The organism is Conexibacter woesei Iso977N, from assembly GCF_000424625.1.
GTDB lineage: Bacteria > Actinomycetota > Thermoleophilia > Solirubrobacterales > Solirubrobacteraceae > Baekduia > Baekduia woesei_A.
Genome location: NZ_AUKG01000001.1, coordinates 2,425,989 through 2,449,194 on the forward strand (window position 1 = coordinate 2,425,989; position 23,206 = coordinate 2,449,194).

Genomic DNA, 23,206 nt, shown 5'->3' on the forward strand with positions numbered 1-23,206 from the left:
GTTGCGCGACCCGTCACACTCGTGGCGGGTCGCCGGTCAAGTGCTGGATGATGATGTGCCAGGGGAGGGGGAGCGCGTGAGCGGGTCGCTGGCGGGCGTCGAGCCGCGCCACTGGGCGTCGCTGCTCGCGCTTGCCGACGAGGGCAGCTTCCGGGCGGCGGCGGAGCGCCGGGGCCACGCGGGCTCTGCGATCCGCCACCACCTCGCGCAGCTCGAGCGCGTCGCGGGCGTCCCGCTCGTCGAGCGCGACGGCCGGACGGTCATGCTCACGACGGCGGGCGCGGCGCTCGCCGAGCACGCGCGCGGGATCGTCGGCCAGCTCGACGCGATGGCGGCCGACCTGCGGGGCGCGCCGCTGCGGGTCGGCACCGCCGACCACGGGGCGGCGAGGCTGCTCGCGGCGGCGCTGCCGGGTGCGGTCGCGGTCGAGGTCGTCGTCGCCGAGCTGGGCGGCGCGGCCGACCAGCAGGACGCGGTCGCGCGCGGCGAGCTGGACGCGGCCGTCGGCGAGGCGCCGCCGGCGACCGCGCCGTTCACGGTCGCCGCGCTGCTGGAGGACCCGATCGTCCTGGTCGTCGCGCGGTCGCCTGACGCGCACGGCGTGCCCGCGAGCCCGGCCGGGCCGCGCGAGGTCAGCGCGCTCACGCTCGCCGCCGACGCGGGCTGGCCGACGCTCGACCTGCTCCGCGCGCGCGTGCGCGCCGCGGGCTTCGAGCCGCCGGAAGTCCTACATGTCGGCGCGGGCGTCAGCGCGCAGGCGGTCGCCGCGGCGACCGGCGCGGCCGCGCTGCTGCCGGCCTCGGCGGTCGAGGACGACGGCAGCGCGACCGTCGTCGTCCGGCTGCGCGACCTCGTCCCGCCACGCGCGCTGACCGTGTACTGGCACGCGCACCGGCGGCGGACGAGCGAGTTGATGGTGTTGGCCGAGGCGCTGGGGCGCGCGGCGCGGACGGTGGCGGCATGAGCGCCGTCGACATGCGCCAGCTCGCGGCGCTGGAGGCGATCGCGCGCGAGCGGTCGTTCCGCGGCGCCGCGCAGGCGCTGGGGTACGTGCAGTCGGCGGTCAGCCAGCAGATCGTGCAGCTCGAGCGGGCGTGCGGCGCGCGGCTCGTCGACCGCGCGCCCGGGACCGCGGCGGTCGCGCTGACCGCGGCGGGCGAGCTGGTCCTGGAGCACGCGGCCGCGGTGCGCGAGCGCTACGGCGCGGCCGAGCGGGAGCTGGCGACGCTCAAGCGCGGCGCGGGACCGCGGCTGCGCGTCGGCGTCGTGCCGGGCGCGCTGGCGCTGATGGGCGACGGGCTCGCCGACGCCGAGCCGGTCTGCCCGTGCACGCTCGCCGAGCGGCTCGTGCGCGGCGAGCTCGACGTCGCGTTCTGCGGGCTGCCGGTGCGGGACGAGCGGCTGTCGAGCGCCGAGGTGCTCGACGATCCGATCGTCGCGTTCGTCGCCGCGGGCGCGCCGGCGGCGGCGCTGGAGCGTCCGGCGCTGCCCGCCGACCTCGCCGGGCAGCGGCTCGTGCGGCTGACCGCGTGGGCCGGGCAGGACACGGCGCTGCGCTGGCTCGGCCGGGCCGGCCGCGCGGCCGGGCCGCCGCACGTGACCGACCGCGAGGCGACGCTGCGCTCGCTGGTCGCGGCGGGGGAGGCGTGGGCCATCGTGCCGCGCCTGGTCGCCACCGGCCCCGGGACCGCCGCCGTCGTGCTGCGCGACGGCCCCTCGCCGCGCCGCCTCGGCCTCGTGTGGTCGGCCGAGCGCTCGGGCGTCCCGGCGATCGCGGCGTTCGTCGCCGACGTCCGCCGCGCGGCCGGCGCGCACGGCGGCTCTTAGGAGACTCTGCGGCGCGGCCGCCGCGCGCTGCCGATCACCTGGGCATGACCATCTCCTCGATCGGCTCCTCCAGCTCCGAGCCCACGACCCTCCAGAAGCAGCTCAAGACCGACCAGAAGACGCTCAGCGACGACGAGACCAGGAAGGCGAAGGCCGCGACGATCGCCGCCGACCAGGCCAGGGTCCTCTCCGACCAGCAGTCGATCGCCTCGGCGCAGACCAAGGCCAAGCAGTCGGCCGCCGCGTCCTCGTCCTCCTCCTCCGGCGGGGTCGACGTCAGCGTGTGAGCCTGGACGGCCGGACTTGGGGTCGTGACAGACGTCATGGTCAGGTCGTGGCGGGTGGCATCTGGTGGGGCGCCGGTGGGTCCGGAAGGATGCGGCGCATGACTTCGACGAGGCAGTTGGCGTTGCTCGGTGGGTTCCGGGAGGTGCCGTCCGCGGCGACCGACACGTATGTGGTCGGGGCGTTGATCGGTGGGGTGAACCTGGATCTGGGTGGGGCGGTGCTGCCGGCGGGTGGTGTCACGATCACGAAGGTGTCGGTCGTCGGCGGGGCGCATGTGCGGGTGCCGGCCGGGTGCCGGGTCGAGGTGCAGGCGTTCAACCTCGTGGGCAGGAAGCGGATCCTGTTGAGCAGGGGCGATGAGCACGGGCCGCTCGTGCGCGTGCGCTCGTGGGGGTTGTTCGGTGGGGTGCACGTCGAGGACTGACGCGCGACGGCGTGGCAGGGCGCGGGCGTGAGAAGCTCGCGGGGTGGATTCGGTGATGACGGGGGAGCGGCCGGGGCTCGGCGAGGCCGAGGCGGTCGGGATCGCGCGGGAGCTGTTCGGCGTGGAGGCCGATGCGGCGCGGGATCTGGGGAGCGAGCGGGATCGGTCGTTCATGGTGGTGGACTCCGGCGGCGCGGCGGTCGCGGTGTTGAAGGTGTCGAACGCCTCCGAGGATCCGGAGGTGCTGGACATGGAGGCGGGCGCCGCGCTGTGGATCGCGGAGACCGACCCGGAGCTGCGGGTCGCCGTTCCGCGCCGCGCGCGCGACGGCGAGCTGCGCGCGCGGTGGGGTGCGCACTGGGTGCGGTGCTACGACGCGCTTCCGGGGCGGGCGCGGTCGGAGGCGGCCGGGCTCTCCGACGACGCCCTGGTCGGTTGGGGTGCGACCGATGCGCGGCTCGCGCGGGCGCTGCGGGGCTACTTCCACCCGCGCGCGCAGCGGGTGCTGCCGTGGGACGTCTCGCATGCGCTGACCGCCCGGGCGATGATCGACGACGTCCAGGATCCGGAAGCCCGCGCCGCCGTCGTGCGCGTGCTCGACGCGTTCGAACAGCGGGCCGTCCCGGTCTGGCCGCGCCTGCGCGCGCAGGCGCTGCACGCCGACCTCACGCTCGACAACGTCCTGACCGACGACGACGGCCACATCATCGGGATCGTCGACTTCGGCGACATGAGCCACACGACGCTCGTCGCCGACCTCGCGTCGGTGCTCGACTCGGTCGCGGTCGGGCGCGAGCCGGACGACATCCTGCGCGCCGCGCGCCTGGTCCTCGACGGCTACCAGCGCCACACGCCGCTGGAGGACGACGAGCTCCAGGTGCTCGGCGTCGCCTGGGCCGCCCGCAGCGCGCTGACGATCGCGATCAGCTCGTGGCGCGTCGCCCAGGGCCTGGAGGAGCAGGCGTTCGCCGAGCGCTTCAACGCCGAGTGCCTCGCGGTGATCGAGGCGCTGGAGGCGGTCGGGTGGGACGACGTCGCCGCGCAGCTCGGCGCGCCGAGGGACGATCGCCCGGACCAATCACTCCAACAACGCCGCGCCGCCGCCTTCGGCCCGGCGATCGACCCCTTGTTCTACGGCGACGACCCGATCCAGGTCGTCTCCGCCCAGGGCGTCTGGATCACCGACGCCACCGGCGCGCGCCTCCTCGACGCCTACAACAACGTCCCGTGCGTCGGCCACGCCCACCCGCGCGTCACGACCGCGATCGCGCGCCAGAGCGCCCGGATCAACACCCACACGCGCTACCTGCACCCGACCGCGATCGCGCTGTCCGAGCGCCTCGCCGCCACCTGCCCGCCCGAGCTCGACACGGTCTTCCTCGTCAACTCCGGCTCCGAGGCCAACGACCTCGCCTGGCGGATGGCGACCGCGGTCACCGGCCGCCGCGGCGGGCTCTGCACCGACTTCGCCTACCACGGCATCACCGAGGCGATCGCCGCGCTCTCGCCCGAGGGCTGGCTCGACGGCGCCGGCCCCGACCACGTCGAGCGCTGGCTCCCCGACGGCGACGCGACCAAGCACGCGCAGGCGATCCAACGCCTACAGGAAGAGCGCGGCCACGCCCTCGCCGCCACGATCCTCGACGGCGTCATCACCAGCGACCGGATCGACGACCTCGACGCCGCCTACGTCCAGCAGCTCGTCGCCCAGACCCACGCGGCCGGCGGGCTCTACATCGCCGACGAGGTCCAGGCCGGCCACGGCCGCACCGGCGACGCGCTCTGGTCCTTCACGCGCGCGGGCGTCACCCCGGACTTCGTCACGCTCGGCAAGCCGATGGGCAACGGCCACCCGGTCGCCGCGGTCATCACGAAGTCCTCGATCGCGCAGCAGCTCGTCGGCCACTCCGCGCTGTTCAGCACCTTCGGCGGCAACCCCGTCAGCGCCGCCGCCGCGATGGCCGTCCTCGACGTCATCGAGGACGAGCGCGTCCTGGACCGCGTGCAGCGCACCGGCCACGCGCTCCGCACCGCGCTACGCGCGATCGGCCACCCGGACGTCCTCGACGTCCGCGGCGCCGGCCTGGCGATCGGCGTCGAGCTCCCGAGCGAGGCGCACGCCCAGGCGGCGCGCGATCGCATGCGTCAGGCCGGCGTCCTCGTCGGCACGACCGGCCGCGACTCCAACATCCTCAAGATCCGCCCGCCGCTCGCGTTCGCCGACGAGCACGTCGCCCTCGTCGCCCGCGTGCTCGCCGCCGCGCTGTAGCCCGGCGCGCCGGCGCGCCGCCTCAGCAGTCGCGGTGGTTGCCCGTGCAGCCGCCGACGGCGCGCTGCAGCAGGTCGTGGAGCTGGCGGCGCTCGGCCTCGTCGAGCCCGGACAGCACCTCGGACTCGATCGCCAGCAGCGCGAACTCGACCCTGGCGAGGTGACGCCGGCCCTTGGCGGTCATGGCGACCGTGTGGCGGCGCCGGTCCTCCGCCGACCGGCGGCGCTCGATCAGCCCCTGCTCCTCGAGCTCGTTGAGCAACCCCACCAGGTTGGTCCGGTCGATCTGCAGGATCAGCGCGAGCTCGGCCTGCCCGGTCTCGCCGACGTCGCGCAGGATCGTCAGCGCGATGTGGTGGCGCGGGCGCAGCCCGAAGCCGGCGAGCAGGTGCTCGGCCGGCACGCCGATCCGGCGCGACAGGTTCCCCAGCAGGGCGCCGGAGAGCGGGACGTGGTCGTTGATGACGGGCAGCTCGCTGATGCCGTCATGGTACCCGGCCCAGCACCGGTCGTTGACGTGCTATAGATGCTTTGCGCAACACAAAGCATCTACCGAGGATCAACCATGCCCCACCTGCTCCACATCGACTCGAGCTTCCAGACCGACGCGTCCGTCACCCGCGGCCTGACCGCCCGCGCCCGCGAGCGCTGGCTCGCCGCCCACCCCGAGGGGACCGTGACCTATCGGGACCTCGGCGCGGAGCCGATCCCGCACATCGACACGGCCTCCGGCCTGGCCCGGATGGTCCCGGCCGACGTCCACACGCCCGAGCAGGCCGCGTCGTGGGCGCTGACCGTCGCGCTGATCGACGAGGTCAAGGCCGCCGACACCATCATCTTGGGCCTGCCGCTCTACAACTTCGGGCCGCCGAGCAGCATCAAGGCGTGGGTCGACCACCTGATCGCGCCCGGGCTCAGCGTCAACCACGACACGCATGAAGGCCTGCTCGCCGGCCGCGACCTGATCGTCCTCGCCTCCCGCGGCGGCGGCTACGGCGCGGGCACGCCGCGCGAGGGCTGGGACCACGCCGAGCCGTGGCTGCCGCACGGCCTGTCGCTGACCGGCCTGGAGCCGCGCTTCATCACCGCCGAGCTCCAGCTCGCCCCGGTCACGCCCGCGATGAGGGACCTGATCCCGATGGCCGAGGAGTCGCTGGCCGCCGCGCAGCGCGCCGTCGATGCCCTCTGGGTCCCGGCGGAGGCGACGGCCTAGGCGCGAGGCCACCGCGTAGGATCGGGCCATGGGAGACGTGCGTGAGGCGCCGGCCGGGGACTTCGACTACGAGGCGCATGGGCGTGGGTATGCGGTGCGGCGGCAGCCGGATCCGCGGATCGCGGCGCAGATGCACGCCGCGCTCGGCGACGCCCGGACGGTCCTGAACGTCGGCGCGGGGGCGGGGTCCTACGAGCCGGAGGACCGGCATGTCGTGGCGGTCGAGCCGTCGGCGCAGATGCGGGCGCAGCGACCCCTACATCTCGCTCCGGCGATCGACGCGGCCGCCGAGCGGCTGCCGTTCGACGACGACAGCTTCGACGCCGCGATGGCGTCCCAGACGATCCACCAGTGGACCGACCTCGACGCCGGGCTGGCCGAGCTGCGGCGCGTCACCCGCGGGCCGATCGTGATCTTCACGTTCGACGGCCCGGCGCTGCGCGACTTCTGGATGAACGAGTACGTCCCCGAGGTCGTGGACACCGAGTGCTCACGCTTCCCCACGATCTCGCATGTGGTTGATGTCCTTGGTGGCGCCGGCCGCGTCGAGGTCCAGGACGTCCCGGTCGCGATCGACTGCGTCGACGGCTTCGGCGAGGCCTACTACGCGCGGCCCGAGGCGTTCCTCCAGGACGACGTCCGCCAGGCGCAGTCCGGGTGGGTCAAGACCGACCAGGCCGCGGTGCTGCGCGGGGTCGAGCGGCTCGCCGCCGACCTGGAGTCCGGCGCGTGGGACGCCAAGCACGGCGCGCTGCGCTCCCAGCCGGAGCGCGTCGGCGCGCTGCGGCTGATCGTCGCGCGCTAGCCCATGGACACCGCCCCCGACCTGCGCGCGCCGCTGCGCGCCCGGACCGTCGACGCGCCGCCCGGCGCGGGCGCCGACCACGGGATCGAGCGCGGTCTGGTCGCGATCGGCGAGCCGCTGGCGCAACTCCCGGCGTCGCTCGACGACGCGGTCGCGGCGACGGCCGCCGAGCACGGCGAGAAGGCGGCACGGATGCTCGAGCGCTTCGCCGCGCTGCCGGATGGGACCGTCGTCTGGACCCAGGACTCCGCGGGCGCCTTCCACCGCGGCACGATCGCCGGCCCGTGGCGCTACGACGCGTCCGCCGAGGGGTTGTTGTTGGGGTTGGTCCACGCCCGCGCCACCGCGTGGGAGCCCGACGCCTTCGGCCCGGACGCGGTCCCGGCGAAGGTCGCCGCGAGCTTCGCCCGCGGCGGCCGCAACCTCCAGGCGATCCGCTAGGCGAAGCGCGCGGGCGCGAAGGCCGGCGGCGGCGTGGCGCGGTCGAGCGCGACGTCGGCGGCGAGGCGGCCGGAGGCGGGGCCGAGCGAGATCCCGTACGGCCCGTGGCCGGAGGCGACATGAAGGCCTTGCACACCCGGGACCGGCCCGATCACCGGCAGCCCGTCGGGCGTCACGGGCCGGGCGCAGGTGCGGGTGGCGACGAGGCGCGCCTCCGCGATGACCGGCAGGAAGCGTGCCGCTCGGGTCCGGAGCGCCGCGGCGGTCGCCGCCTCGTCGGGCTCCTCGACGGTGCGCGAGGCGCCGAGCACCGTGACGTCGGCCAGCGGCGTCGCCTCGAAGCCGGCGTCGGACGGGTCGTCCCAGTCCTCGATGCGATGGCGTACAACTCGGTCGTCCGGCAGCGCCACCTGGACGGTCACGCCCCACAGCGCCGACACCGGCACCGCGCCGCCCGTCAGCGCCGCCGACCACGGCCCCGCCGCGACGAGCACCGCGCCCGCGGCGAGCAGCTCGCCGTCGTCGTCGCCGATCCGGACCCCGGCGCAGCGGCCGTCCTCGACCACCGGGATCGCCCGGACGCCCTCCTCGATCCGCGCGCCCGCCGCACGCGCCGCCGCGGCCAGCGCCCGCGTCGCGGCGGCCGGGTGCGCCGGGAAGCCGGTCCCGGCGATCAGCCCGTCGGCCAGCTCGGGCTCGATCGCCCGCAGCGCGGCGGCGTCCAGCGCCTCGAATCGGCGGTCCAAGTCGTCTGAACCCCAATATGTGGGGGCGAGACGACTTGGACCCGCCGTTCGGTGCCGAACTCGCCCCGGAAGCACCACCACGCCGAGCCACACCGCGACCGGTGGCGCCGCCTCCAGCGCTGCTCGTCGTCGATGCCCTCCCGCGGACGCCTCGCGGCACCGCCAACACGGCCACCCCGAACCGCCGGTGCAGCGACCGACTCCTCGTAGAGCTCGTGGCGCGCCTCATCGAGAGGACCACGCGCGCACCCGCCTCGGCGGCGAACACCACCGCCGCGCAGCCGACGATCCCACCGCCGACGACCACCAGATCGGGCGCTCCGCCACTCGACATGTACGCCAACCATACGCGTCGTCGCGAATCGCGCATGTCCCGCGCGGCGGCCCGGGTATGGCCGCATCGTTCGACGATGAAGCGACCTGATGAACAACTCGTGCGCCGGTGCCAGCAGCTGCTGGCCCAACAGCGCTCCCGCGCCGTCCCGGCTCGCCCGCCCCGCCGCGGCACCGCCGCCAAGGGCCTTCCCCGCGTTGTGCGCAACGCGATGGCCGGCGAGCCCCCGTCTCCTCCTCGACTCGGCCACTGACCGCGGGCGTTGTCGGGCGGGTGCGAGCCGGCGGAGGCCCGCGTCCGCCCGCGGTCGCCTCTCGCTAGCCGCCCGCGCGGCCGCGGCCGGCGACGGCCTCGGGCAGCAGCGGCGGCGTCGCGCCGCCGTCGCCCTCGCTCAACCCCTTCAACAACTCGAGGAGCGCGTCGCCGGCCGACCTCTGCGGCGTCCAGCCCAGCTCGGTCCGGGCGCGCGTCGTGTCCATGACCGGCACGCCGCGGGCCATGTCGATCCAGCCCGCGTCGGCGGGCTGCAGCCGCGCGCGCCAGGTCAGGTCGGCCGCGGCGCGCAGGAAGCGCGCGCCGACCGGGACCGCCCGGGCGTGCAGGACGCGCGCGAGCGCGTCGGCGTCGAGGACCGGGTCGGCGGCGATGTTGAACGCCCCGCGCACGTCGCGCTCGGCGGTCACCAGCCGGTAGGCCTCGGCGACGTCGTCGGCGTGCACGGCCTGGAACGTCAGGCGGTCGGTGCGCGGGACGACCGGGATCCGCGACGGCCGCACCAGCGCGCCCGGCAGCAGCGGCCCGATGAAGTAGCGCCGGATCTCCGACGCCGCGTCGCGCTGGAAGATCAGCCCGGGGCGCAGCCGGACGACGCGCACGTGCGGGTGCGCGGCCTCGACCTCGTCGAGGATCCGCTCGACCTGCGCCTTGTGCCTGGAGTAGGTGGAGGAGTCGATCCCGCCGGTCGGCCACGACTCGTCGACCGCGCGGTCCTTGGGCCCGGGCGAGTAGGCGCCGACCGACGAGGCATGCACGATCGTCCCCACACCCGCGGCGAGTGCCGCCGCGAACACGCGCCGCGAGCCGCCGACGTTGACGGCCTCCATCACCTCCGGCCGGCGCGACGGCTGGATCAGCCACGCGAGGTGGATGACCGCGTCGGCGCCCGCCAGCGCGCGCTCGAGCGCCTGCTCGTGGTCGGCGCGCCCGATGTCGACCGAGGCGAAGCGCGCCTTCGGCGCCGCGGCGAGCACGTCGCTGGACGGCAGACGCCGCGCGATCCCGACGACCTGCCGCACGCGTGCGTCGCGCTCCAGCGCGCGCAGCACGGCGGTTCCGACGTTGCCTGTGGCTCCGATGACGGCGACCTTCATGATGGTGGACGTGCCCGAGCCCGCGCCGGATGATGCAATGCCCGGCATGGTGCAGCTGCTCGCCGTCCGCCATGGGGAGACGACGCTGAACGCCGCCGGGCGGCTGACCGGCCAGCTGGACCCGCCGCTGACCGCGCGCGGGCGCGAGCAGGGCGCCGCGCTGGCGCCGCTGCTGGCGACGGGAGGGTTCGACGTGGTCGTGCACTCGGGGACGCTGCGGACCGCGCAGACGCTCGCGGCCGCGGGCGTGCCGGAGCCGTGGCGGGTCGACGCGCGCTTCCTGGAGCGGTCGTTCGGCGCGCTGGAGGGCGAGCCGGCCGCGCGCTGGACCGGGGCGGCCGACGTCCACGCCGCGCCGCCTGGAGAAGGGGAAACCTACGCCGCGCTGGCCGCGCGTGTGGCCGCCGCGCTCGGCGACCTCGCCGTCGATCTCGGCGGCAGCGGCCGCGTGCTGCTCTGCGCCCACTCCGGCGTCCTCCGCGTGCTGCGCGCGCTCTCCGGCGAGGCGCGCGACGCCGCGGCGTTCCTGGACGGCGCCGCCGCCAACGGCGCGGTCCTCCATATGGCCTATGACAACGCCCCGGCCGTCCCGGCGTTCCTGACGGCGCCTGCCAGCTGAGCCAGCGGCGGGCGCTCGACGAGCGGGACGTCGCGGACCGCGCCGCCCGCCCACGGCTGCACGAGCCCGGCGCCGACCGCGCGGCCGTCGCCGATCCGCGCCTCGACCGCGCACAGCACCGCATAGGCCATCGCGCCCAGCTCGCGCAGCGGCTGGTGGGCGTTCTGGCGCGTGCCGAGCCGGGACTCGGCCAGCGCGCCGAGCCCCGCCGCGCGCAGCGCGTCGATCAGCAGCGCGATCTCGACGCCGTAGCCCGCCGGGAACGGCAACGCCTCCAACAACGCCCGGCGCGCCGCGAACTCCCCGGCCAGCGGCTGCTCGAAGCCGGCGAGTTGGGGCACATGGAGGTTGAGCAGCGGCCGCGCCATCAGCTCGGTCACGCGCCCGCCCTCGTGGTCGCGCAGCGCGCCGTCGCCGTCCAGGAACGGCCGCGCGAACGTGCCCTTGACGAACTGCAGCGCCTGGTCCTCCAGCAGCGGCCCGAGGATCCCGAGCAGGTGCACCGGGTCCGGGTCGGCGGTGTCGGCGTCCAGGAACGCGACGACGTCGCCGGTCGTCGCGGCCAGCGCGCGCCACATCGCGTCGCCCTTGCCGAGCGCGGGACCGTGCTCGGGCAGCAGCGCATCCTGCTCGACGACGCGCGCGCCCGCGGCCGCCGCACACGCGCGCGTGTCGTCGCGCGAGTTGCCGTCGATGACCACGACCTCGTCGACCAGCCCTGCGTCGAGCGCCAGCCCGCACGTCATCCGGACCACGCCGCCGACCGTCGCGCCGCACTCGCGCGCCGGGATCACGACCGAGATGGTGGTGTCGCTCGCGCGCCGCGCGGCCAGGGCCCGCGCCAAGGTGTAGTCCTTGCCCTCGAAGCGGTTGCGCGCCAGCCAGCCGCCCAGTTCCAGGTCGCGCGCGAGCCCGCGCGGCGCGCGGCCGGTCGTGCGCGCCGAGGTCCGGACCCGCACCGCCGCCGAGCGCGCGATCCGCACCCCGGACGTCACCAGCCGCCGCTCGAACGCCTCGTCCTCCAGCGCGCTGCGCGGCTCCAGCCCGCCGACCGCTCGGTAGACGCCCGCCGTCACCGCCATCGAGGCGCCGGAGAAGAAGTGGTGCTCGGCGCTCGGGTCGGCCGTCCGGACGCGCGCGAACCGCTCGGCGGCGCGCGCCTCGCGCCGCTCCAGCGCCTCCGGTGGCAGGCCGTCGAGGTCGTGCTCGGCCAGCTCGATGACGCCGCCGACCGCCTCGGCGCCCGCGGCGACCAGCGCGAGCTGCGTCGCCAGCCAGTCCGGCGCGGGCTCGGTGTCGGCGTCGGTGCAGGCGATCAGGCCGTCGTCGGCCAGCAGCGCCGCGGCGCGCTCCATGCCGAAGCGCCGCGCGCAGCCGACGCCGCCCGGCGGCGGCGCCTCGACCACGACCAGGTCCTCCAACCTGCTCGCCCGGGCGACGTCCGCGGTGTCGTCGGCGCAGCGGTCCAGGACCAGGATGGTGGTGAACGCGACGCCCTCCGGCAGCCGCTGGGCGGCGAGTGCACGCAGGCACGCGCCGATCCGCCGCGCCTCGTCGCGCGCCGGGATCACGACGACCGCGTCGGGCCGTCTCATGGGCGTGCCGCTCCCTGCTCGATCATCCGGCGGCCGGCCTCGTAGTCGGGGTCGAAGTCGTGGGTCAACACGCCGACGCAGCGCCCCGTCGCGTCGCCGTACCAGGCGGTGAACGCGCCGTCGTCGCCGTGGTCGACCAAGTTGATGGTGTCGAAACCGTCACCCCAGGCGGCGTGCTTGAGACTCCGCCGCCCGATCGTCGACCAGAACCCGGGGACGACGTCCCACTGCGCGTCGCGGCCCGCGGCGGTCCAGCCGGCGACCGCGCCCTGGGCCAGCGCGTCGCCCCAGTGCTCGACATGAAGGGGCCGGCCGGCGATCGCGTGGTGGGTCAGCGCGCAGTCGCCGCAGGCCAGGACGCCGGGGGCGCTGGTGCGCTGCTGGGCGTCGGCGCGGATCAGCCCGCGGTCGTCGACCGCCAGCCCGGCGGCGCGGGCCAGCGCGGTGTCGGGCGCGACGCCGCCCGCCAGCAGGACGACGTCGGCCGCGATCGTCGCGCCGTCGGACGCGGTGGCTTGTAGGACACCGTCCGGTGTGCGCTCGATGCGCAGCAGCTCGCGGTCGTAGCGCCCGTCGACGCCCTCGGCCTCCAGCCATCCGGCGAGCCGCTCGGCGACCGGCGCGCCGAGCCGCGCCTCCTGCGGCGCACGCTCCTGGCTGAGCAGCGTGACCGCGCAGCCGCGGGCGCGCAGGCTCGCCGCGGCCTCGCAGCCGATGAAGCCGGAGCCGAGCACGAGCACGCGCGTGCCCGGGACGGCCGCGTTGCGCAGCGAGAGCGCGTCGGCGACCGTGCGCAGCACGTGGACGCCCGGGAGGTGCGCGCCGGGCAGGTCGGGCCGGACCGGCTGGGCGCCGGTGGCCAGCACGCACGACCTGTAGGTGATGCTCGTCGCGTCGTCGAGCGCGACGCGCCGCTCGCCCGGATGCAGCGAGAGCGCGACGCCGGGGCGGACGGTGATCTCCAGCTTGTTGTACGTGTCGGCCTCCGGCGCGAGCGCCAGCGTGTCGGGCTCCAGCTCGCCGCGCAGCAGCTCCTTGGACAGCGGCGGGCGGCGGTAGGGCTCGCGGCCTTCGCCGGCCAGCAGCACGACGGTGCCGCGCCCGCCGGCCTCGCGGTAGGCGGTCGCGGCGGCGTGGCCCGCGGGCCCGCCGCCCACGACGCAGAAGTCGTAGGTCATGCCGAACGCTCCAGGACGTCGAGCCGGTAGCCGGCGTCGTGCTCGGCCTCCACGACGCGCAGGCCCGGCGTCGCCGCCAGCTGCGTCGAGACCGCCAGCGCCGGGCGCGCGAGGTCGTGCGCCGAGCCCGACCAGTGCACGGCGACGACGCGGCCGCCGGGGGACAGGTGGCGCGCGGTCCAGCGCAGCGTCGCGGCCAGCGCACGGTCGTCGAGGTAGTACAGGATCTCGCTCGCCACGACGAGGTCGAAGCGCCCGTCGGGCAGGACGTCCGGGATCGCGCCCGCAATCACCTCGGCGTGCGGGAACGCGCGCAGCCGCGTCGTCGCCGCCCGCGCGGCGGTGCTCGCGCCCTCGATCGCGACCAGGTGCTCGCAGCGCGGCGCCAGCGCCTCGCTCAGCAGGCCGAGCCCGGCGCCGAGGTCGACGACCGCGCCGAACGGCCCCGGCCCGCAGGCCGCGAGCGTGCGCTCGCGCTTGTCGTGCTCGTACTCGGAGGCCAGCGTGTGCCACGGGTCGGCGGCCTCCCGGTAGCGCGCCTCGAAGCTCATGCGCCGCGCCGCCTCGCGGCCAGTGCCGCGGCGCCGTCGCGGGCGAGGATCGGGTCGAGGCGATGCTGGAGCAGGAACAGCCGCAGGTCGCGGGCCGCACGGTCCAGCGGCGCGCCGGTCGCGGCGGGCCGCGAGCCGAGCGCGCGCTCGGCGGTGTCGAGCAGCGCCCGGATCGCGGCGGCCAGCGCGGCGCGCAGCTGCGCGGCGACGCGCGACGCCTCGGCATCCGCGGGCGCCGGGTCGGCGCCGAGCACGCGCGCACCCTCGGCCAGCCACAGGTCGATCGTCCGGCGCAAGAGCATGATCTCGCCCGCCGCCAAGGACGAGAGCTCGCTCTCCGGGCGCGCGGCGATCTGCGCGAGCGCGTCGTCGGCCGCCGCGTCGGCGGCGCCCGCCCAGGTCGCGGCGGTCCGGACCGCGTCGCGCGCGAACCACGGCTGCTGGGTCAGCGCGCCCGGCCCACCGAGCAGCGCGAGCACCGGCGCGTCGTCGAAGACGACGCGGTGGCTGGCCGACGAGCGCATGCCGCCGCCGCGGAACCAGTCGCGGTCGACGTGCACGCGGGCGCTGTCGCTCAGGTCGACCCACGCGGCGCTCGGCGGACCATCCCCATCATCTTGGTGGCGCACCAGGACCAGCGCGCGGTCCACGCCGCCCGCACCCGAGCAGAACGTCTTGACGCCGCGGATCACGTGGCCGTCGGTGACCGCCGGCGCGCCCTCGCCGGTGCCCGGGACCGGGTCGGCGCCCCAGACGCCGGCGCGCAGCATGCCCGCCTCGATCGCCGCCAGCTCCTGCTCGCGCAGGTCCGGCGCCGCGTGCACGCGCAGGCGCTCGATCGCGTTGAGGTGGCCGTCGAGGATCCGCGCGACGCCGAGGTCGGCGCGCGCGACCGTGCGCAGCAGCGCCAGCTCGTCGGCGTAGGCGCCCTGCGGCGGCGGCACGAACGCGCCCGCGCGCTCCAGCGCGACGACCGCCTCGGTCGGGAAGCAGCCGCGCGCGTCGTGGTCGCGGGCGGCGGCGCCGTCGGCGACCGCGTCGAGCGCCGCCAGCAGCGGCGGCGGGGCCGAGCCGGTCGCGGTCACGGGCAGACCGCCTCCGGGCAGCCGGCGCAGAGCGTCACGGGCTCCAGCCCGCGGTCGCGCGCCAGCGCGACGAGCGGCGCGACCAGCGCGACGGTCTCGGCGCAGCCGCTGCGCGTCGCGCCCGGGCCGAGCGCGTCGTGGGCGAGCACGATCGCGCCGTCGGCGACCTCGTCGTCGATCGCCGCGAGCATCGCCGTCGCGCTGTCGCCGCGCCAGTCGTGCGTGTCGGCCGTCCAGCGCACGAGCTCCAGCCCGCGCGCGGCCGCGACGTCCTCGGTCCAGTCGGCGGTCACGCCCCACGGCGTGCGCCACAGCTCCGGCTCGACGCTCAAGGACGACAACATGCTCAGCGCGCGGTCGGTGTCCTCGGCGCCGGTCTCCTCGGTGAGCTTCGTGTGGCGGATGTGCGCGTAGGCGTGCAGCTGCACGCCATGGCCCTCCGCCTGCATGCGGGCGATCAGCGCCGCCTCCGCGGCCGCCCTCGGCGCGAGCACGAAGAACGTCGCGCGCGCGTCGGCCTCGGCGAGCGCGTCGAGCACCTGCGGCGTCCAGAGCGGGTCGGGGCCATCGTCGAAGGTCAGCGCGATCCGTCCGTCGCTCAAGGCTTGAAGACCACCTGGTAGGTCAATGCCCTCATTGAGGGTGCCCTACCCGGGGTAGTGCGCGGGACATGCCCGATCTGTTCAGGGGGATCGCCGACGCGCCCGAGAGCCGCGCGCTCACGCGCGGGCTGTGGGCGCGGCGCGCCGTGATGACCCTGCTGCTGGCGCTCGCCGTGCTCGCGCTGACCGGCGTCTTCGGCCAGTCCGGCAGCACCCACGCCGCCGCGGGGACCGAGGCGACCATGAAGCTCGGGGTGCCCGACGCCGTGCGCGGCGGTCTGCTCTTCCAGGCCAAGGTCGAGATCGCCGCCCACCGGGACGTCGAGCACCCGCGCCTGGTCCTGGCCAACGGCTGGACCGAGGGCCTGCAGCTCAACACGATCGAGCCCGGGGCGCAGAGCGAGAGCTCACGCGACGGGCAGCTCGTGTTGTCCTACGACAAGCTCGCCGCGGGGGACACGATGACGGTCTGGTTCCAGTTCCAGGTCGACCCGACCGAGTCCGGCCGGCGCGACTTCTCGATCACGCTCGACGACGCCGAGCAGCCGGTCGCCCACATCGCCCACAAGCTCACCGTCTTCCCGTAGGACATCATCATGGACCTCGTCCTCCGCGCCGTCTTCGTCTACCTGCTGATCCTCGTCGTCACGCGCGCGGTCGGCCGCCGCGAGCTGAGCAAGCTCGGCCCGGCCGACCTGATCCTGCTCGTCGTGATCGGCGACATGGTCCAGCAGGGCGTCACGCAGTCCGACAACTCGATCACCGGCACGACGATCGTGATCGCCACGCTCGCGGTCCTGACCGTCTCCGGCGGCTGGCTGAGCTTCCGCTTCCGCCGCCTGCGCCCGCTGCTGGAGGGCGACCCCATCGTGTTGATCGCCGACGGCGTGATCCAGGAGCGCGCGCTGCGCCGCCAGCGCATCAGCGACTCCGAGCTGGCCGCCGAGGCGCGCCAGTCCTCGATCGGCTCGCTCGACGAGGTCCGCTACGCGATCCTCGAGAGCAGCGGCAACATCAGCTTCATCAGCAAGGAGAAGGCCGCATGACCACCAAGCCCGGGATCATCTTCGACATCGACGGAACGCTCTGCGATTCCAACTACCAACACGCGTTCGCGTGGTACCAGGCGTTCCGCCAACATGATGTGCAACTCCCGATCTGGGAGCTGCACCGCCACATCGGGATGGGCGGCGACCAGTTCGTGGCCGCGGTCGCGGGCGACAGGGTGGAGGAGGAGATCGGCGACGAGGTGCGCACCGCCCACGACGTGATCTACCTGACGATGATCCAGTCGGTCGGCATCTTCGACGGCGCGCGTGGGTTGTTGGAGGACTTGAAGGGCGACGGCTTCAGGGTCGTGCTCGCGTCCTCGGCCAAGCAGCGCGAGGTCGACCACTACCTCGACCTGCTCGACGGCCGCGACCTGGCCGACGACTGGACGACCTCCGACGACGTCGAGCAGACCAAGCCCGAGCCGGACCTCGTGCTCGCGGCCAAGGAGAAGCTCGGCGAGGGCGACGCGGTGATGGTCGGCGACACGCCGTGGGACGTCGAGGCCGCGAGGCGCTCGGACGTCCCGACGATCGCGGTCCTGACCGGCGGCTTCTCGGAGGCCGAGCTGCGCGACGCGGGCGCCGTCGCGGTCTTCCGCTCGATCGCCGAGCTGCGCGAGCGGGGAACGCAGCTATTCCTACTGGATTAGTGCAGAAGCTGCTAGGCTGTGCCAGGTGGCAGGCGATCGTCGCTTCCTGATCCTCCACGGCTGGCAGAACCACAGGCCGGTCGGTCACTGGCAGCGCTGGCTGGCCGAGGGGCTGCAAGCGTCCGGCGAGCACGTGCTCTACCCGCAGCTGCCTGACCCGGACGAGCCGACGCTGGCCGCGTGGCTGCAGGCGCTGCGCGCACAGCTGCGGCGGCTGTGCGACGGCGACGGCGAGCGCGTGGTGCTCGCGCACTCGCTCGGCTGCCTGCTGTGGCTGCGCCACGCCGAGCGCGCGCTGGTGGGCGAGCGCGTCGACCGCGTGCTGCTGGTCTGCCCGGCCGGCCCGGCCGCGCTGCCGGACTCGCTGCGCGACTTCCACGGCGCGCCGTTCGATCGCGATGCGCTCAGGGGCGCTGCGCGGTCGACCGAGCTGGTGTGCACCGACGCCGACCCCTGGTGTCCCGAGGGCGCGGCCGCGTTCTTCGGCCGTGCCCTGGACCTGCCGACCCACGTCGTGGTCGGCGGCGGCCACCTCTCGCTCGACGAGGGGTACGGGCCGTGGCCCGCGGTCGCGACGTGGGCGCGCACCGGGCGCTTCCCGGTCGCCGCGGGCCTCACGGCCGACCGCGCCGCGGCCTAGAGCTCCCTGCGGGAGCCGATCCCGAGCTTCGTGAAGACCTTGCGCAGGTGGTACTCCACCGTGCGCGGGGAGATGAACAGCTGCGCCCCGATCTCCGGGTTGGAGAGGCCCTCGCGGGCCAGGCGGGCGATCTGCTCCTCCTGCGGCGTGAGCGTGTCACGCGCGTCGGGCGCCGCCGCGTCGCGGCGGGTGAGCGTCTCGCCGGTCGCGCTCAGCTCACGGCCGGCGCGCTGGGCGAACGCCTCGGCGCCGGCGCGGGAGAGCGTGTCGTGCGCGGCGCGCAGCTGGGCGCGCGCGTCGACGCGGCGCGACTCGCGCCGCAGCCACTCGCCGTAGACGAGCTGCGCGCGGGCCAGCTCGGTCCGCATCCGCGTGGGCTCGAGGTGCGCGATCGCCTCGCGGTAGGACGCCTCGGCGACGACCGGGTCGTCGCTCGCCAGCGCGCGGGCGCGCGCGGCGATCCCGAGCGCCCAGCCGGTCCCGGCCGCCTGCGCGCGGCGCTCCAGGAGCGGCAGCGCGGCGGCCGCCAGCTCCGGCTGCCCGGCGCGCGCCGCGGCCTCGACCAGCTCGCCGAGCGCGGGCGCGGCGTAGCCCTGGTCCGGATCCTCGGCGCCGAGGCGCGCGCCGTCCAGCGCGAGGTCGTAGTGGCCGAGCCCGTTGTGCAGGACCGCCGACGCGTAGCCCGACAGCGCCAGGACGCGGCCCTCGCCGCGCGCGGTCGCGCTGGCGGTCGCGGAGTCGATCAGCGCGCCGGCCGCGGCCTCGTCGCCGCGCCAGGCGTCGAGCAGCATCTGGCCGTAGACCAGGCCGGCGTTGCCGGTCGCGCTGATGATCGTCTCGGCCTCCTGGAGCAGCGCGGCGGCGGTCGTCAGCTCGCCGCCGAAGAGGTGGACGCCGGAGAGGTAGACGAGCGTGACCGGCAGCATCGCCAGCGCGCCCGCGTCGCGCGCGAGCCGGACCGCGCGGGTCGCGATCGCCGCGAACGCGTCGTCGTCCCACAGCTCGAAGACGACCAGCGACTGCACGACCGGCGCGAGCAGCAGCCAGCGCATCGCGTCGGCGTGAGTCTCAAGTGCTTCATCTCGGTAGGCGCTCAGCGCGGTGCGCAGCGCGGGCACGCCCGCGCCGGGGCCGTCGGCGAAGCGCTGGGCCATGCCGTCGAGGACGAGGTCGATCGACCGCGGCGGCGTCGTCGTCGGCGGGCGCGGCGCGCTGAGCGCGGCCGCCGCGGCGCGGCGGACCTCGCCGTCGCCGGCCAGGCGCCCGGAGTACATCGCGGCGCCGAGCGCCTCCAGGTGGACCTCGCGCGCGGCGGCGGGGTCGAGCGGCTCCAGCGCGCGGGCGGCGTGCAGGAGCAGCGGCGGCGCGTCCTTGCCGCGGCGCAGCGCGAAGACGACCTCGCCGCGCAGGCGCGCCAGGCGCGCGCGCTGGAGGCCGTCGAGCGGGCACAGCTCGGCGACCGAGAGCAGCTCCAGCGCGGCCTCGGGCGCGGCGGACTCGAACGTCGCCTGCGCGGCGGCCAGCGCGCGGCCGCCGCGGCGGGCGGGGTCCGGGGTCAGCTCGGTCGCGCGGGTCAGGAACGCGGCCTGCGCGGCGACGCCGCCGCGCGCCTGGGCGCGCCCGGCGGAGCGCTCCAGCGCCGCGGCGACCGCCTCGTCGGGACCGGCGGCGGCGTGCGCGCGGTGCCACGCGCGGCGGTCGGGATCGGCGTCCGGGTCGGTCGCGTCGGCCAGCGCGCCGTGCGCGGCGCGGCGGTCGGGGACCGGCGCTGAGCGGTAGACGGCCGAGCGCACGAGCGGGTGGCGGAAGCGCACGCGCGCGCCGATCTCGATCAGCGCGGCGGCCTCGGCGGGCGCGGCGGCCTCGGCCATCGGGATGTCCAGCGACGCCGCGGCGTGGCGCAGCAGGGCGGCGTCGCCGACCGGGTCGGCGGCGGCGAGCAGGAGCAGGCGGCGCGTGAGGTCCGGGAGCGGCTCGAGCCGGCGCAGGAACTCCTGCTCGATGCGGCCGGCCAAGGACATGGGGTTGGGCAGGCCGAAGCCGCCGGCGACCGAGGTCGGGGTCAGGCCGCGCGGGAGCTCGAGCAGGGCGAGCGGGTTGCCGTCGGCCTCGGCGAGGATCCGGGCCCGGACGCGGTCGTCGAGCGGGCCGGGGATCGTCGCGTCCAGGAGCATCCGCGCGTGGCGCTCCTCGATGCCGGTGAGGCGCAGCTCGGGCAGGCCGGCGAGGAGGTCGTCGGCGGGGTCGCGCTGGGCGAAGACGAGGCCGATGCGCTCCGCCAGCAGGCGGCGGCCGACGAACGCGAGCGCGTGGGCCGAGGTGCCGTCGAGCCACTGGGCGTCGTCGACGACGCACAGCAGCGGCTGGGCTTCCGCTGCGTCGGCGAGCAGGCTGAGGACGGCCAACCCCACCATGAACCGGTCGGGCGCCGGGCCGGCGTCGAGGCCGAAGGCGATCGCCAGCGCCGCGCGCTGGGGCTCGGGGAGCGCGGGCAGGTGCTCCAGGAACGGCGCGCAGAGGGCGTGCAGGCCCGCGAACGGCAGCTCGGACTCCGACTCGACGCCGGCGGTGCGCGCGACCCGGCAGCCGGCGGCGTGCTGGACGAGGTGCGTCAGCAGCGCGGTCTTGCCGACGCCGGCGTCGCCGCGCAGCACCAGCACCCGGCTCTGGCCCGCGGTGATCCCGGCGACCAGCTCCTCGAGCGCCTCGCGCTCGGCGTGGCGGCCCAGCAGGCCGGAGGGAGGGAGCGGGGAGTGGACCATCGGGTCCCCGCATCATCCCAGCGCGCGCGGCTACGGGGCGGTCCAGCCGGCGTCGAGGTAGGGCAGCAGGTAGGTCTGGACGTCGGTCTCGGTGTTGGCGTCGTGGTGCGTGCCGGGGCGCTCGATCAGCGTGGGGTTCCAGCCGGCCTGCTGCAGCGTGCCGATCTCCGTCTTGACGTCGGCGATCGGGTAGGCCTCGTCGTCGGTGTGGGCGAGGTGGACGATCGGGAACTTCCAGGCCGCGGCGGCGAGCGACTGCTGGGCGGTCGAGCCGGTGTCGCGGAACGGCATCGTGTTGACCGCCAGCAGCCCCGAGAAGGTGTAGGCGTTGTAGAAGGCGGTGCGGTAGGAGAGGTCGCCGCCGGACGAGTAGCCGCCGATCACGACGCGGCGGCGGTCGATGTTGAGCTTGTCCTCGACGTCGGCGATCGCGGCCATGACGCGCGCGGGGTCGTCGTCGACGTCCCAGCAGCCGCCGTCGGTGCCGCCGAGCGAGATCATGATGTAGGACTGCCCGTCGTTCTCATAGGTGTCGAGGTCGCCCCGCGCGTCGCCGTAGCAGCCGTGCAGCCACACGAACAGCTCGCTCGGCGTCCTGTGCGTCGTGTCGTAGGCGTCGGGGACGAAGAGCCAGTAGTCAGCGCTCGCGGCGAATTCGTGGACGTCGGTGTCGGGCTGGACCGCGATGGGGTGCGCCGGCGTGGTGTCGGCGGGGCGGACGGGCGGCGCGGGCTGGGTGGGCGCGGGCGGCGCGGGCGGCGCGGTCGTCGTGGTGGTGGTCGGCGGCGGCGCGGGCGTGGTGGCCGGCGCCGGCTGCGGCGTCCTCCTGGGCGCGAGCTTCGTGCTGCCGACCGTCCTGCAGGCCGCGCCGACGCAGACGCGCACGGCGAGCGTCCTGCCCTTCGGGCGCCTGGGCAGCGTGACCGCCCTGACGGCGATCGTCCGGCGCTGGCGCGGTGCGAGCGCCGGGATCCTGTAGGACTTGAAGCCGGTCCAGCGCTTGGACGACACCCTGACTGCGAGCCGCGCGGTCGTGCGCCGCGACCGCGCCGTCCCGGTGTTGGTGACCACGAACGACCCGGCCACCCTGGCGGCGCTCGCGCCCTGGATCCTCCCGGCGGTGACGGTCAGGTGCGCGCGCTTCTGCGTCGTCCTGGCCTGCACGCCGGCGGGCAGGGCGGCGGCGATCGCGAGGGCGAGAGTGAGGGCGGCTATCGGTGTTCGGGTCATGCGCCGCCAAGGATGGCACGCGACCGCCGCCTCACGCTACGGACCGCCGAGCGGCGCGATCCGCGTGATCCCGGTGACCGTGCCCTGGTAGAGGATCCGGCCCGGGACGATCGTCGGCGCGAGCTGGAGCGTCTCGGACGCGTAGGTCGCGCCGATCGGCTGGCGGTGGACGATGGTCCCGTTGTTGGTGTCCAGCGCGACCGACGTGTAGGTGTCGAGCAGCGACGTCGCCGCCGGCCCCAGCGGGGAGTCGCGGGAGATGGTGTACAACAAGCCGTCCGGCAGGTCGAGGCGCGGGACGGCCGCCGAGCGGACCGGGACCTGCCAGCGCACGTCGCAGCCGCGCCCGCCGGGGCGCAGGTCGACGCGCGTGACGCCGCCGGTGAACGGGGCGCTGGACGGGTCGGTCGGCTCGGCGCCGGACGGGCTCGCGGGATAGGGGTAGCCGTAGGTGCTGGCGACGAACACGCTGGTCCCGGAGCCGATCGGCGAGTTCTCGGTTCCGGACGGGCCGGGCGTCAGGACGGGAATGGTGCAGAGGGGCGTTGCCGGGGTCCGGCCGGCGGTGTCGTAGACGAGCAGGTGCTCGGCGGGCACCGCGTTGTCGGTGATCGCCAGGTAGCGGTCGCCGTCGCGCGGGCCGAAGAACGTCGGCGTCGCGCCGGTGCCGTGGCCGAGCTGGCCGGGCTTGCGCGCGGGGCCGCGGTCGTAGGGCGCGCGCCAGAGGACGCGCGGGGTGTTGTCGGTGGCGTTGGCGCGCAGGAGGTAGAGCGCGTGGTCGGTGGCGACCGCGACGCCGCCGGGCGCCGAGGAGATCGAGTTGTCCACGTGCTCGGTCCCGTCGCCCAAGGTGATGGTCTTGACCTGCTGGGTGTCCGGGTCGACGAACCCCGTGACGCCCTCGGCGGTCGCGAACCACACGCGGCCCTGCCAGTCCGGGACGATCCCGACGACGCCGGTCGCGCCCGTCGGCGTCGACGCGTCGATCGACAGCCTGTTGTCGTGGTGGCCGATCCGGACCAGGTTGCCGTCGGCGTCGAAGAGCACCAACTTGTCGTTGTTGTCCAAGTACGCGTAGACGCCGCCGAACAGGTTCCCGGACGCGGGCAACGCCAGCGAGGCGACCGGGAGGCCGGTGTCGGGGTTCAGCTCGTAGACCGTCGGCTTGCGGTCGAGGATCGCGGTGCACAGCGCGATCGGGATCCCATCGGCACCCTGCAGGATCGTGGGGCAGGCGGCGCCGAGCGTCGCCACCCGGACCGACTGGGCACCGAGTCCCGGCCCCGGGAACGGCGAGACATCCGACGAGCCGGCATCGCCGTGCATCGTGGCCGCGCCGTTGGCGGCGGTGTACGGGTTGGCCGGCGCGAGCGGGCCGAGCGCGGCGCCGGCAGGCGCGGCGCCGCAGAGCAGAGCGACGAGGACGGCGAGCAACAGACGAGGAATGCACCCTCGCTACCCCGAACACACCACATCCGAACATTCCCACCGGGAATGTGGGGAATGGAATCCACCGCGCGGCTTC

The 23,206-nt window shown here is 75.7% G+C and carries 24 protein-coding genes; 13 read left to right on the forward strand and 11 right to left on the reverse strand.

All coding sequences use genetic code 11. The annotated features are described in order from the left end of the window. The first annotated feature begins 76 nt into the window (after nucleotides 1-76). From H030_RS36955 to H030_RS0112000, 5 genes are all read left to right on the forward strand, one after another. Nucleotides 77-964: a LysR family transcriptional regulator gene (locus H030_RS36955; RefSeq protein WP_051222389.1), complete on the forward strand. Its 888-nt coding sequence runs from the start codon at nucleotides 77-79 to the stop codon at nucleotides 962-964. Continuing rightward, the gene (locus H030_RS36960; RefSeq protein WP_051222391.1) at nucleotides 961-1,827 is read left to right on the forward strand and encodes a LysR family transcriptional regulator; all 867 of its coding nucleotides are present in this window, start codon (nucleotides 961-963) and stop codon (nucleotides 1,825-1,827) included. The genes H030_RS36955 and H030_RS36960 overlap by 4 nt, the downstream gene beginning before the upstream one ends. Before the next feature lie 44 nt (nucleotides 1,828-1,871). Next, nucleotides 1,872-2,114, forward strand: coding sequence for a hypothetical protein (locus H030_RS0111990; protein ID WP_027006284.1), 243 nt, complete (start codon nucleotides 1,872-1,874; stop codon nucleotides 2,112-2,114). Nucleotides 2,115-2,212: 98 nt separating this feature from the next. Further along, nucleotides 2,213-2,539, forward strand: a complete 327-nt coding sequence (locus H030_RS31500; protein ID WP_027006285.1) for a hypothetical protein — start codon at nucleotides 2,213-2,215, stop codon at nucleotides 2,537-2,539. 43 nt (nucleotides 2,540-2,582) lie between these two features. Then, nucleotides 2,583-4,808, forward strand: coding sequence for an aminotransferase class III-fold pyridoxal phosphate-dependent enzyme (locus H030_RS0112000; protein WP_027006286.1), 2,226 nt, complete (start codon nucleotides 2,583-2,585; stop codon nucleotides 4,806-4,808). Between the two features lie 22 nt (nucleotides 4,809-4,830). Here H030_RS0112000 and H030_RS31505 read toward each other — a convergent pair whose 3' ends face one another. Continuing rightward, on the reverse strand, nucleotides 4,831-5,211 hold the full coding sequence (locus H030_RS31505; protein WP_231398411.1) for a MarR family winged helix-turn-helix transcriptional regulator: 381 nt from the start codon (nucleotides 5,209-5,211) through the stop codon (nucleotides 4,831-4,833). Nucleotides 5,212-5,373: 162 nt separating this feature from the next. Between H030_RS31505 and H030_RS0112010 the strand changes: the two genes are divergently transcribed. Genes H030_RS0112010 through H030_RS31510 form a run of 3 tightly spaced genes read left to right on the forward strand, consistent with a single transcriptional unit; the run spans nucleotide 5,374 to nucleotide 7,267 of the window. Continuing rightward, nucleotides 5,374-6,021, forward strand: coding sequence for an FMN-dependent NADH-azoreductase (locus H030_RS0112010; RefSeq protein ID WP_027006287.1), 648 nt, complete (start codon nucleotides 5,374-5,376; stop codon nucleotides 6,019-6,021). 28 nt (nucleotides 6,022-6,049) lie between these two features. Continuing rightward, on the forward strand, nucleotides 6,050-6,826 hold the full coding sequence (locus H030_RS0112015) for a class I SAM-dependent methyltransferase (protein WP_027006288.1): 777 nt from the start codon (nucleotides 6,050-6,052) through the stop codon (nucleotides 6,824-6,826). Between the two features lie 3 nt (nucleotides 6,827-6,829). Then, on the forward strand, nucleotides 6,830-7,267 hold the full coding sequence (locus tag H030_RS31510; RefSeq protein WP_051222393.1) for a hypothetical protein: 438 nt from the start codon (nucleotides 6,830-6,832) through the stop codon (nucleotides 7,265-7,267). Here H030_RS31510 and H030_RS0112025 read toward each other — a convergent pair. Both H030_RS0112025 and H030_RS0112030 read right to left on the reverse strand, forming a co-directional pair. Then, complete coding sequence (locus tag H030_RS0112025; protein WP_027006289.1) at nucleotides 7,264-8,013, reverse strand: FAD-dependent oxidoreductase; 750 nt, start codon at nucleotides 8,011-8,013, stop codon at nucleotides 7,264-7,266. The genes H030_RS31510 and H030_RS0112025 overlap by 4 nt on opposite strands. Before the next feature lie 651 nt (nucleotides 8,014-8,664). After that, on the reverse strand, nucleotides 8,665-9,717 hold the full coding sequence (locus tag H030_RS0112030; RefSeq protein ID WP_027006290.1) for an NAD-dependent epimerase/dehydratase family protein: 1,053 nt from the start codon (nucleotides 9,715-9,717) through the stop codon (nucleotides 8,665-8,667). On the opposite strand from H030_RS0112030, the gene H030_RS31515 reads away from it, so the two are divergent. Next, nucleotides 9,701-10,336 (forward strand): histidine phosphatase family protein, encoded by a 636-nt coding sequence (locus tag H030_RS31515; protein WP_155891988.1) that lies wholly within the window; start codon nucleotides 9,701-9,703, stop codon nucleotides 10,334-10,336. The genes H030_RS0112030 and H030_RS31515 overlap by 17 nt on opposite strands. On the opposite strand, the gene H030_RS36965 is transcribed toward H030_RS31515, so the two are convergent. From H030_RS36965 to H030_RS31535, 5 genes are read right to left on the reverse strand one after another with little or no spacing between them, the layout of a single operon-like run. Next, nucleotides 10,285-11,931, reverse strand: a complete 1,647-nt coding sequence (locus H030_RS36965; protein ID WP_051222397.1) for a glucosyl-3-phosphoglycerate synthase — start codon at nucleotides 11,929-11,931, stop codon at nucleotides 10,285-10,287. The two genes, H030_RS31515 and H030_RS36965, sit on opposite strands and share 52 nt — an antisense overlap. Further along, nucleotides 11,928-13,109: an NAD(P)/FAD-dependent oxidoreductase gene (locus H030_RS31525; RefSeq protein ID WP_035126142.1), complete on the reverse strand. Its 1,182-nt coding sequence runs from the start codon at nucleotides 13,107-13,109 to the stop codon at nucleotides 11,928-11,930. The genes H030_RS36965 and H030_RS31525 overlap by 4 nt, the downstream gene beginning before the upstream one ends. Further along, the gene (locus H030_RS31530) at nucleotides 13,106-13,660 is read right to left on the reverse strand and encodes a methyltransferase domain-containing protein (RefSeq protein ID WP_051222399.1); all 555 of its coding nucleotides are present in this window, start codon (nucleotides 13,658-13,660) and stop codon (nucleotides 13,106-13,108) included. The genes H030_RS31525 and H030_RS31530 overlap by 4 nt, the downstream gene beginning before the upstream one ends. Beyond that, entirely contained in the window at nucleotides 13,657-14,745 is a 1,089-nt protein-coding gene (locus H030_RS0112055) for an acyl-CoA dehydrogenase family protein (protein WP_027006291.1), read from the reverse strand. Before H030_RS0112055 ends, H030_RS31530 begins: the two co-directional genes overlap by 4 nt. After that, nucleotides 14,742-15,347, reverse strand: coding sequence for a polysaccharide deacetylase family protein (locus tag H030_RS31535; RefSeq protein ID WP_051222400.1), 606 nt, complete (start codon nucleotides 15,345-15,347; stop codon nucleotides 14,742-14,744). Before H030_RS31535 ends, H030_RS0112055 begins: the two co-directional genes overlap by 4 nt. Before the next feature lie 68 nt (nucleotides 15,348-15,415). On the opposite strand from H030_RS31535, the gene H030_RS0112065 reads away from it, so the two are divergent. Genes H030_RS0112065 through H030_RS31540 form a run of 4 tightly spaced genes read left to right on the forward strand, consistent with a single transcriptional unit; the run spans nucleotide 15,416 to nucleotide 17,689 of the window. Continuing rightward, nucleotides 15,416-15,934, forward strand: a complete 519-nt coding sequence (locus tag H030_RS0112065) for a hypothetical protein (protein ID WP_027006292.1) — start codon at nucleotides 15,416-15,418, stop codon at nucleotides 15,932-15,934. A gap of 9 nt (nucleotides 15,935-15,943) precedes the next feature. Continuing rightward, nucleotides 15,944-16,393 carry a DUF421 domain-containing protein gene (locus tag H030_RS0112070; protein WP_027006293.1) on the forward strand — a complete coding sequence of 150 codons (450 nt, stop codon included), beginning with the start codon at nucleotides 15,944-15,946 and terminating at the stop codon, nucleotides 16,391-16,393. After that, the gene (locus tag H030_RS0112075) at nucleotides 16,390-17,049 is read left to right on the forward strand and encodes an HAD family hydrolase (RefSeq protein ID WP_027006294.1); all 660 of its coding nucleotides are present in this window, start codon (nucleotides 16,390-16,392) and stop codon (nucleotides 17,047-17,049) included. Before H030_RS0112070 ends, H030_RS0112075 begins: the two co-directional genes overlap by 4 nt. 25 nt (nucleotides 17,050-17,074) lie before the next feature. Next, nucleotides 17,075-17,689: an RBBP9/YdeN family alpha/beta hydrolase gene (locus H030_RS31540; protein ID WP_081690717.1), complete on the forward strand. Its 615-nt coding sequence runs from the start codon at nucleotides 17,075-17,077 to the stop codon at nucleotides 17,687-17,689. Here the strand turns inward: H030_RS31540 and H030_RS36970 are convergent. The 3 genes from H030_RS36970 to H030_RS0112095 are packed head-to-tail and all read right to left on the reverse strand — an operon-like array spanning nucleotide 17,686 to nucleotide 23,115. Further along, the gene (locus H030_RS36970; RefSeq protein ID WP_027006295.1) at nucleotides 17,686-20,451 is read right to left on the reverse strand and encodes a helix-turn-helix transcriptional regulator; all 2,766 of its coding nucleotides are present in this window, start codon (nucleotides 20,449-20,451) and stop codon (nucleotides 17,686-17,688) included. The genes H030_RS31540 and H030_RS36970 overlap by 4 nt on opposite strands. 30 nt (nucleotides 20,452-20,481) lie before the next feature. Further along, complete coding sequence (locus H030_RS0112090) at nucleotides 20,482-21,681, reverse strand: hypothetical protein (protein ID WP_155891989.1); 1,200 nt, start codon at nucleotides 21,679-21,681, stop codon at nucleotides 20,482-20,484. Between the two features lie 36 nt (nucleotides 21,682-21,717). Continuing rightward, nucleotides 21,718-23,115 carry a hypothetical protein gene (locus tag H030_RS0112095; RefSeq protein WP_196809095.1) on the reverse strand — a complete coding sequence of 466 codons (1,398 nt, stop codon included), beginning with the start codon at nucleotides 23,113-23,115 and terminating at the stop codon, nucleotides 21,718-21,720. Nucleotides 23,116-23,206: the final 91 nt, after the last annotated feature.

Excerpts from the sequence above, each read along its gene's own strand:
- H030_RS36960 (WP_051222391.1), top strand. The coding sequence starts at position 961 with ATGAGCGCCGTCGACATGCGCCAGCTCGCGGCGCTGGAGGCGATCGCG.
- H030_RS0111990 (WP_027006284.1), top strand. The coding sequence starts at position 1,872 with ATGACCATCTCCTCGATCGGCTCCTCCAGCTCCGAGCCCACGACCCTC.
- H030_RS31500 (WP_027006285.1), top strand. The coding sequence starts at position 2,213 with ATGACTTCGACGAGGCAGTTGGCGTTGCTCGGTGGGTTCCGGGAGGTG.
- H030_RS0112010 (WP_027006287.1), top strand. The coding sequence starts at position 5,374 with ATGCCCCACCTGCTCCACATCGACTCGAGCTTCCAGACCGACGCGTCC.
- H030_RS0112015 (WP_027006288.1), top strand. The coding sequence starts at position 6,050 with ATGGGAGACGTGCGTGAGGCGCCGGCCGGGGACTTCGACTACGAGGCG.
- H030_RS31510 (WP_051222393.1), top strand. The coding sequence starts at position 6,830 with ATGGACACCGCCCCCGACCTGCGCGCGCCGCTGCGCGCCCGGACCGTC.
- H030_RS31515 (WP_155891988.1), top strand. The coding sequence starts at position 9,701 with ATGACGGCGACCTTCATGATGGTGGACGTGCCCGAGCCCGCGCCGGAT.
- H030_RS0112030 (WP_027006290.1), bottom strand. The coding sequence starts at position 9,717 with ATGAAGGTCGCCGTCATCGGAGCCACAGGCAACGTCGGAACCGCCGTG.
- H030_RS36965 (WP_051222397.1), bottom strand. The coding sequence starts at position 11,931 with ATGAGACGGCCCGACGCGGTCGTCGTGATCCCGGCGCGCGACGAGGCG.
- H030_RS31525 (WP_035126142.1), bottom strand. The coding sequence starts at position 13,109 with ATGACCTACGACTTCTGCGTCGTGGGCGGCGGGCCCGCGGGCCACGCC.
- H030_RS31530 (WP_051222399.1), bottom strand. The coding sequence starts at position 13,660 with ATGAGCTTCGAGGCGCGCTACCGGGAGGCCGCCGACCCGTGGCACACG.
- H030_RS0112065 (WP_027006292.1), top strand. The coding sequence starts at position 15,416 with ATGCCCGATCTGTTCAGGGGGATCGCCGACGCGCCCGAGAGCCGCGCG.
- H030_RS0112070 (WP_027006293.1), top strand. The coding sequence starts at position 15,944 with ATGGACCTCGTCCTCCGCGCCGTCTTCGTCTACCTGCTGATCCTCGTC.
- H030_RS0112075 (WP_027006294.1), top strand. The coding sequence starts at position 16,390 with ATGACCACCAAGCCCGGGATCATCTTCGACATCGACGGAACGCTCTGC.
- H030_RS36970 (WP_027006295.1), bottom strand. The coding sequence starts at position 20,451 with ATGGTCCACTCCCCGCTCCCTCCCTCCGGCCTGCTGGGCCGCCACGCC.
- H030_RS0112090 (WP_155891989.1), bottom strand. The coding sequence starts at position 21,681 with ATGACCCGAACACCGATAGCCGCCCTCACTCTCGCCCTCGCGATCGCC.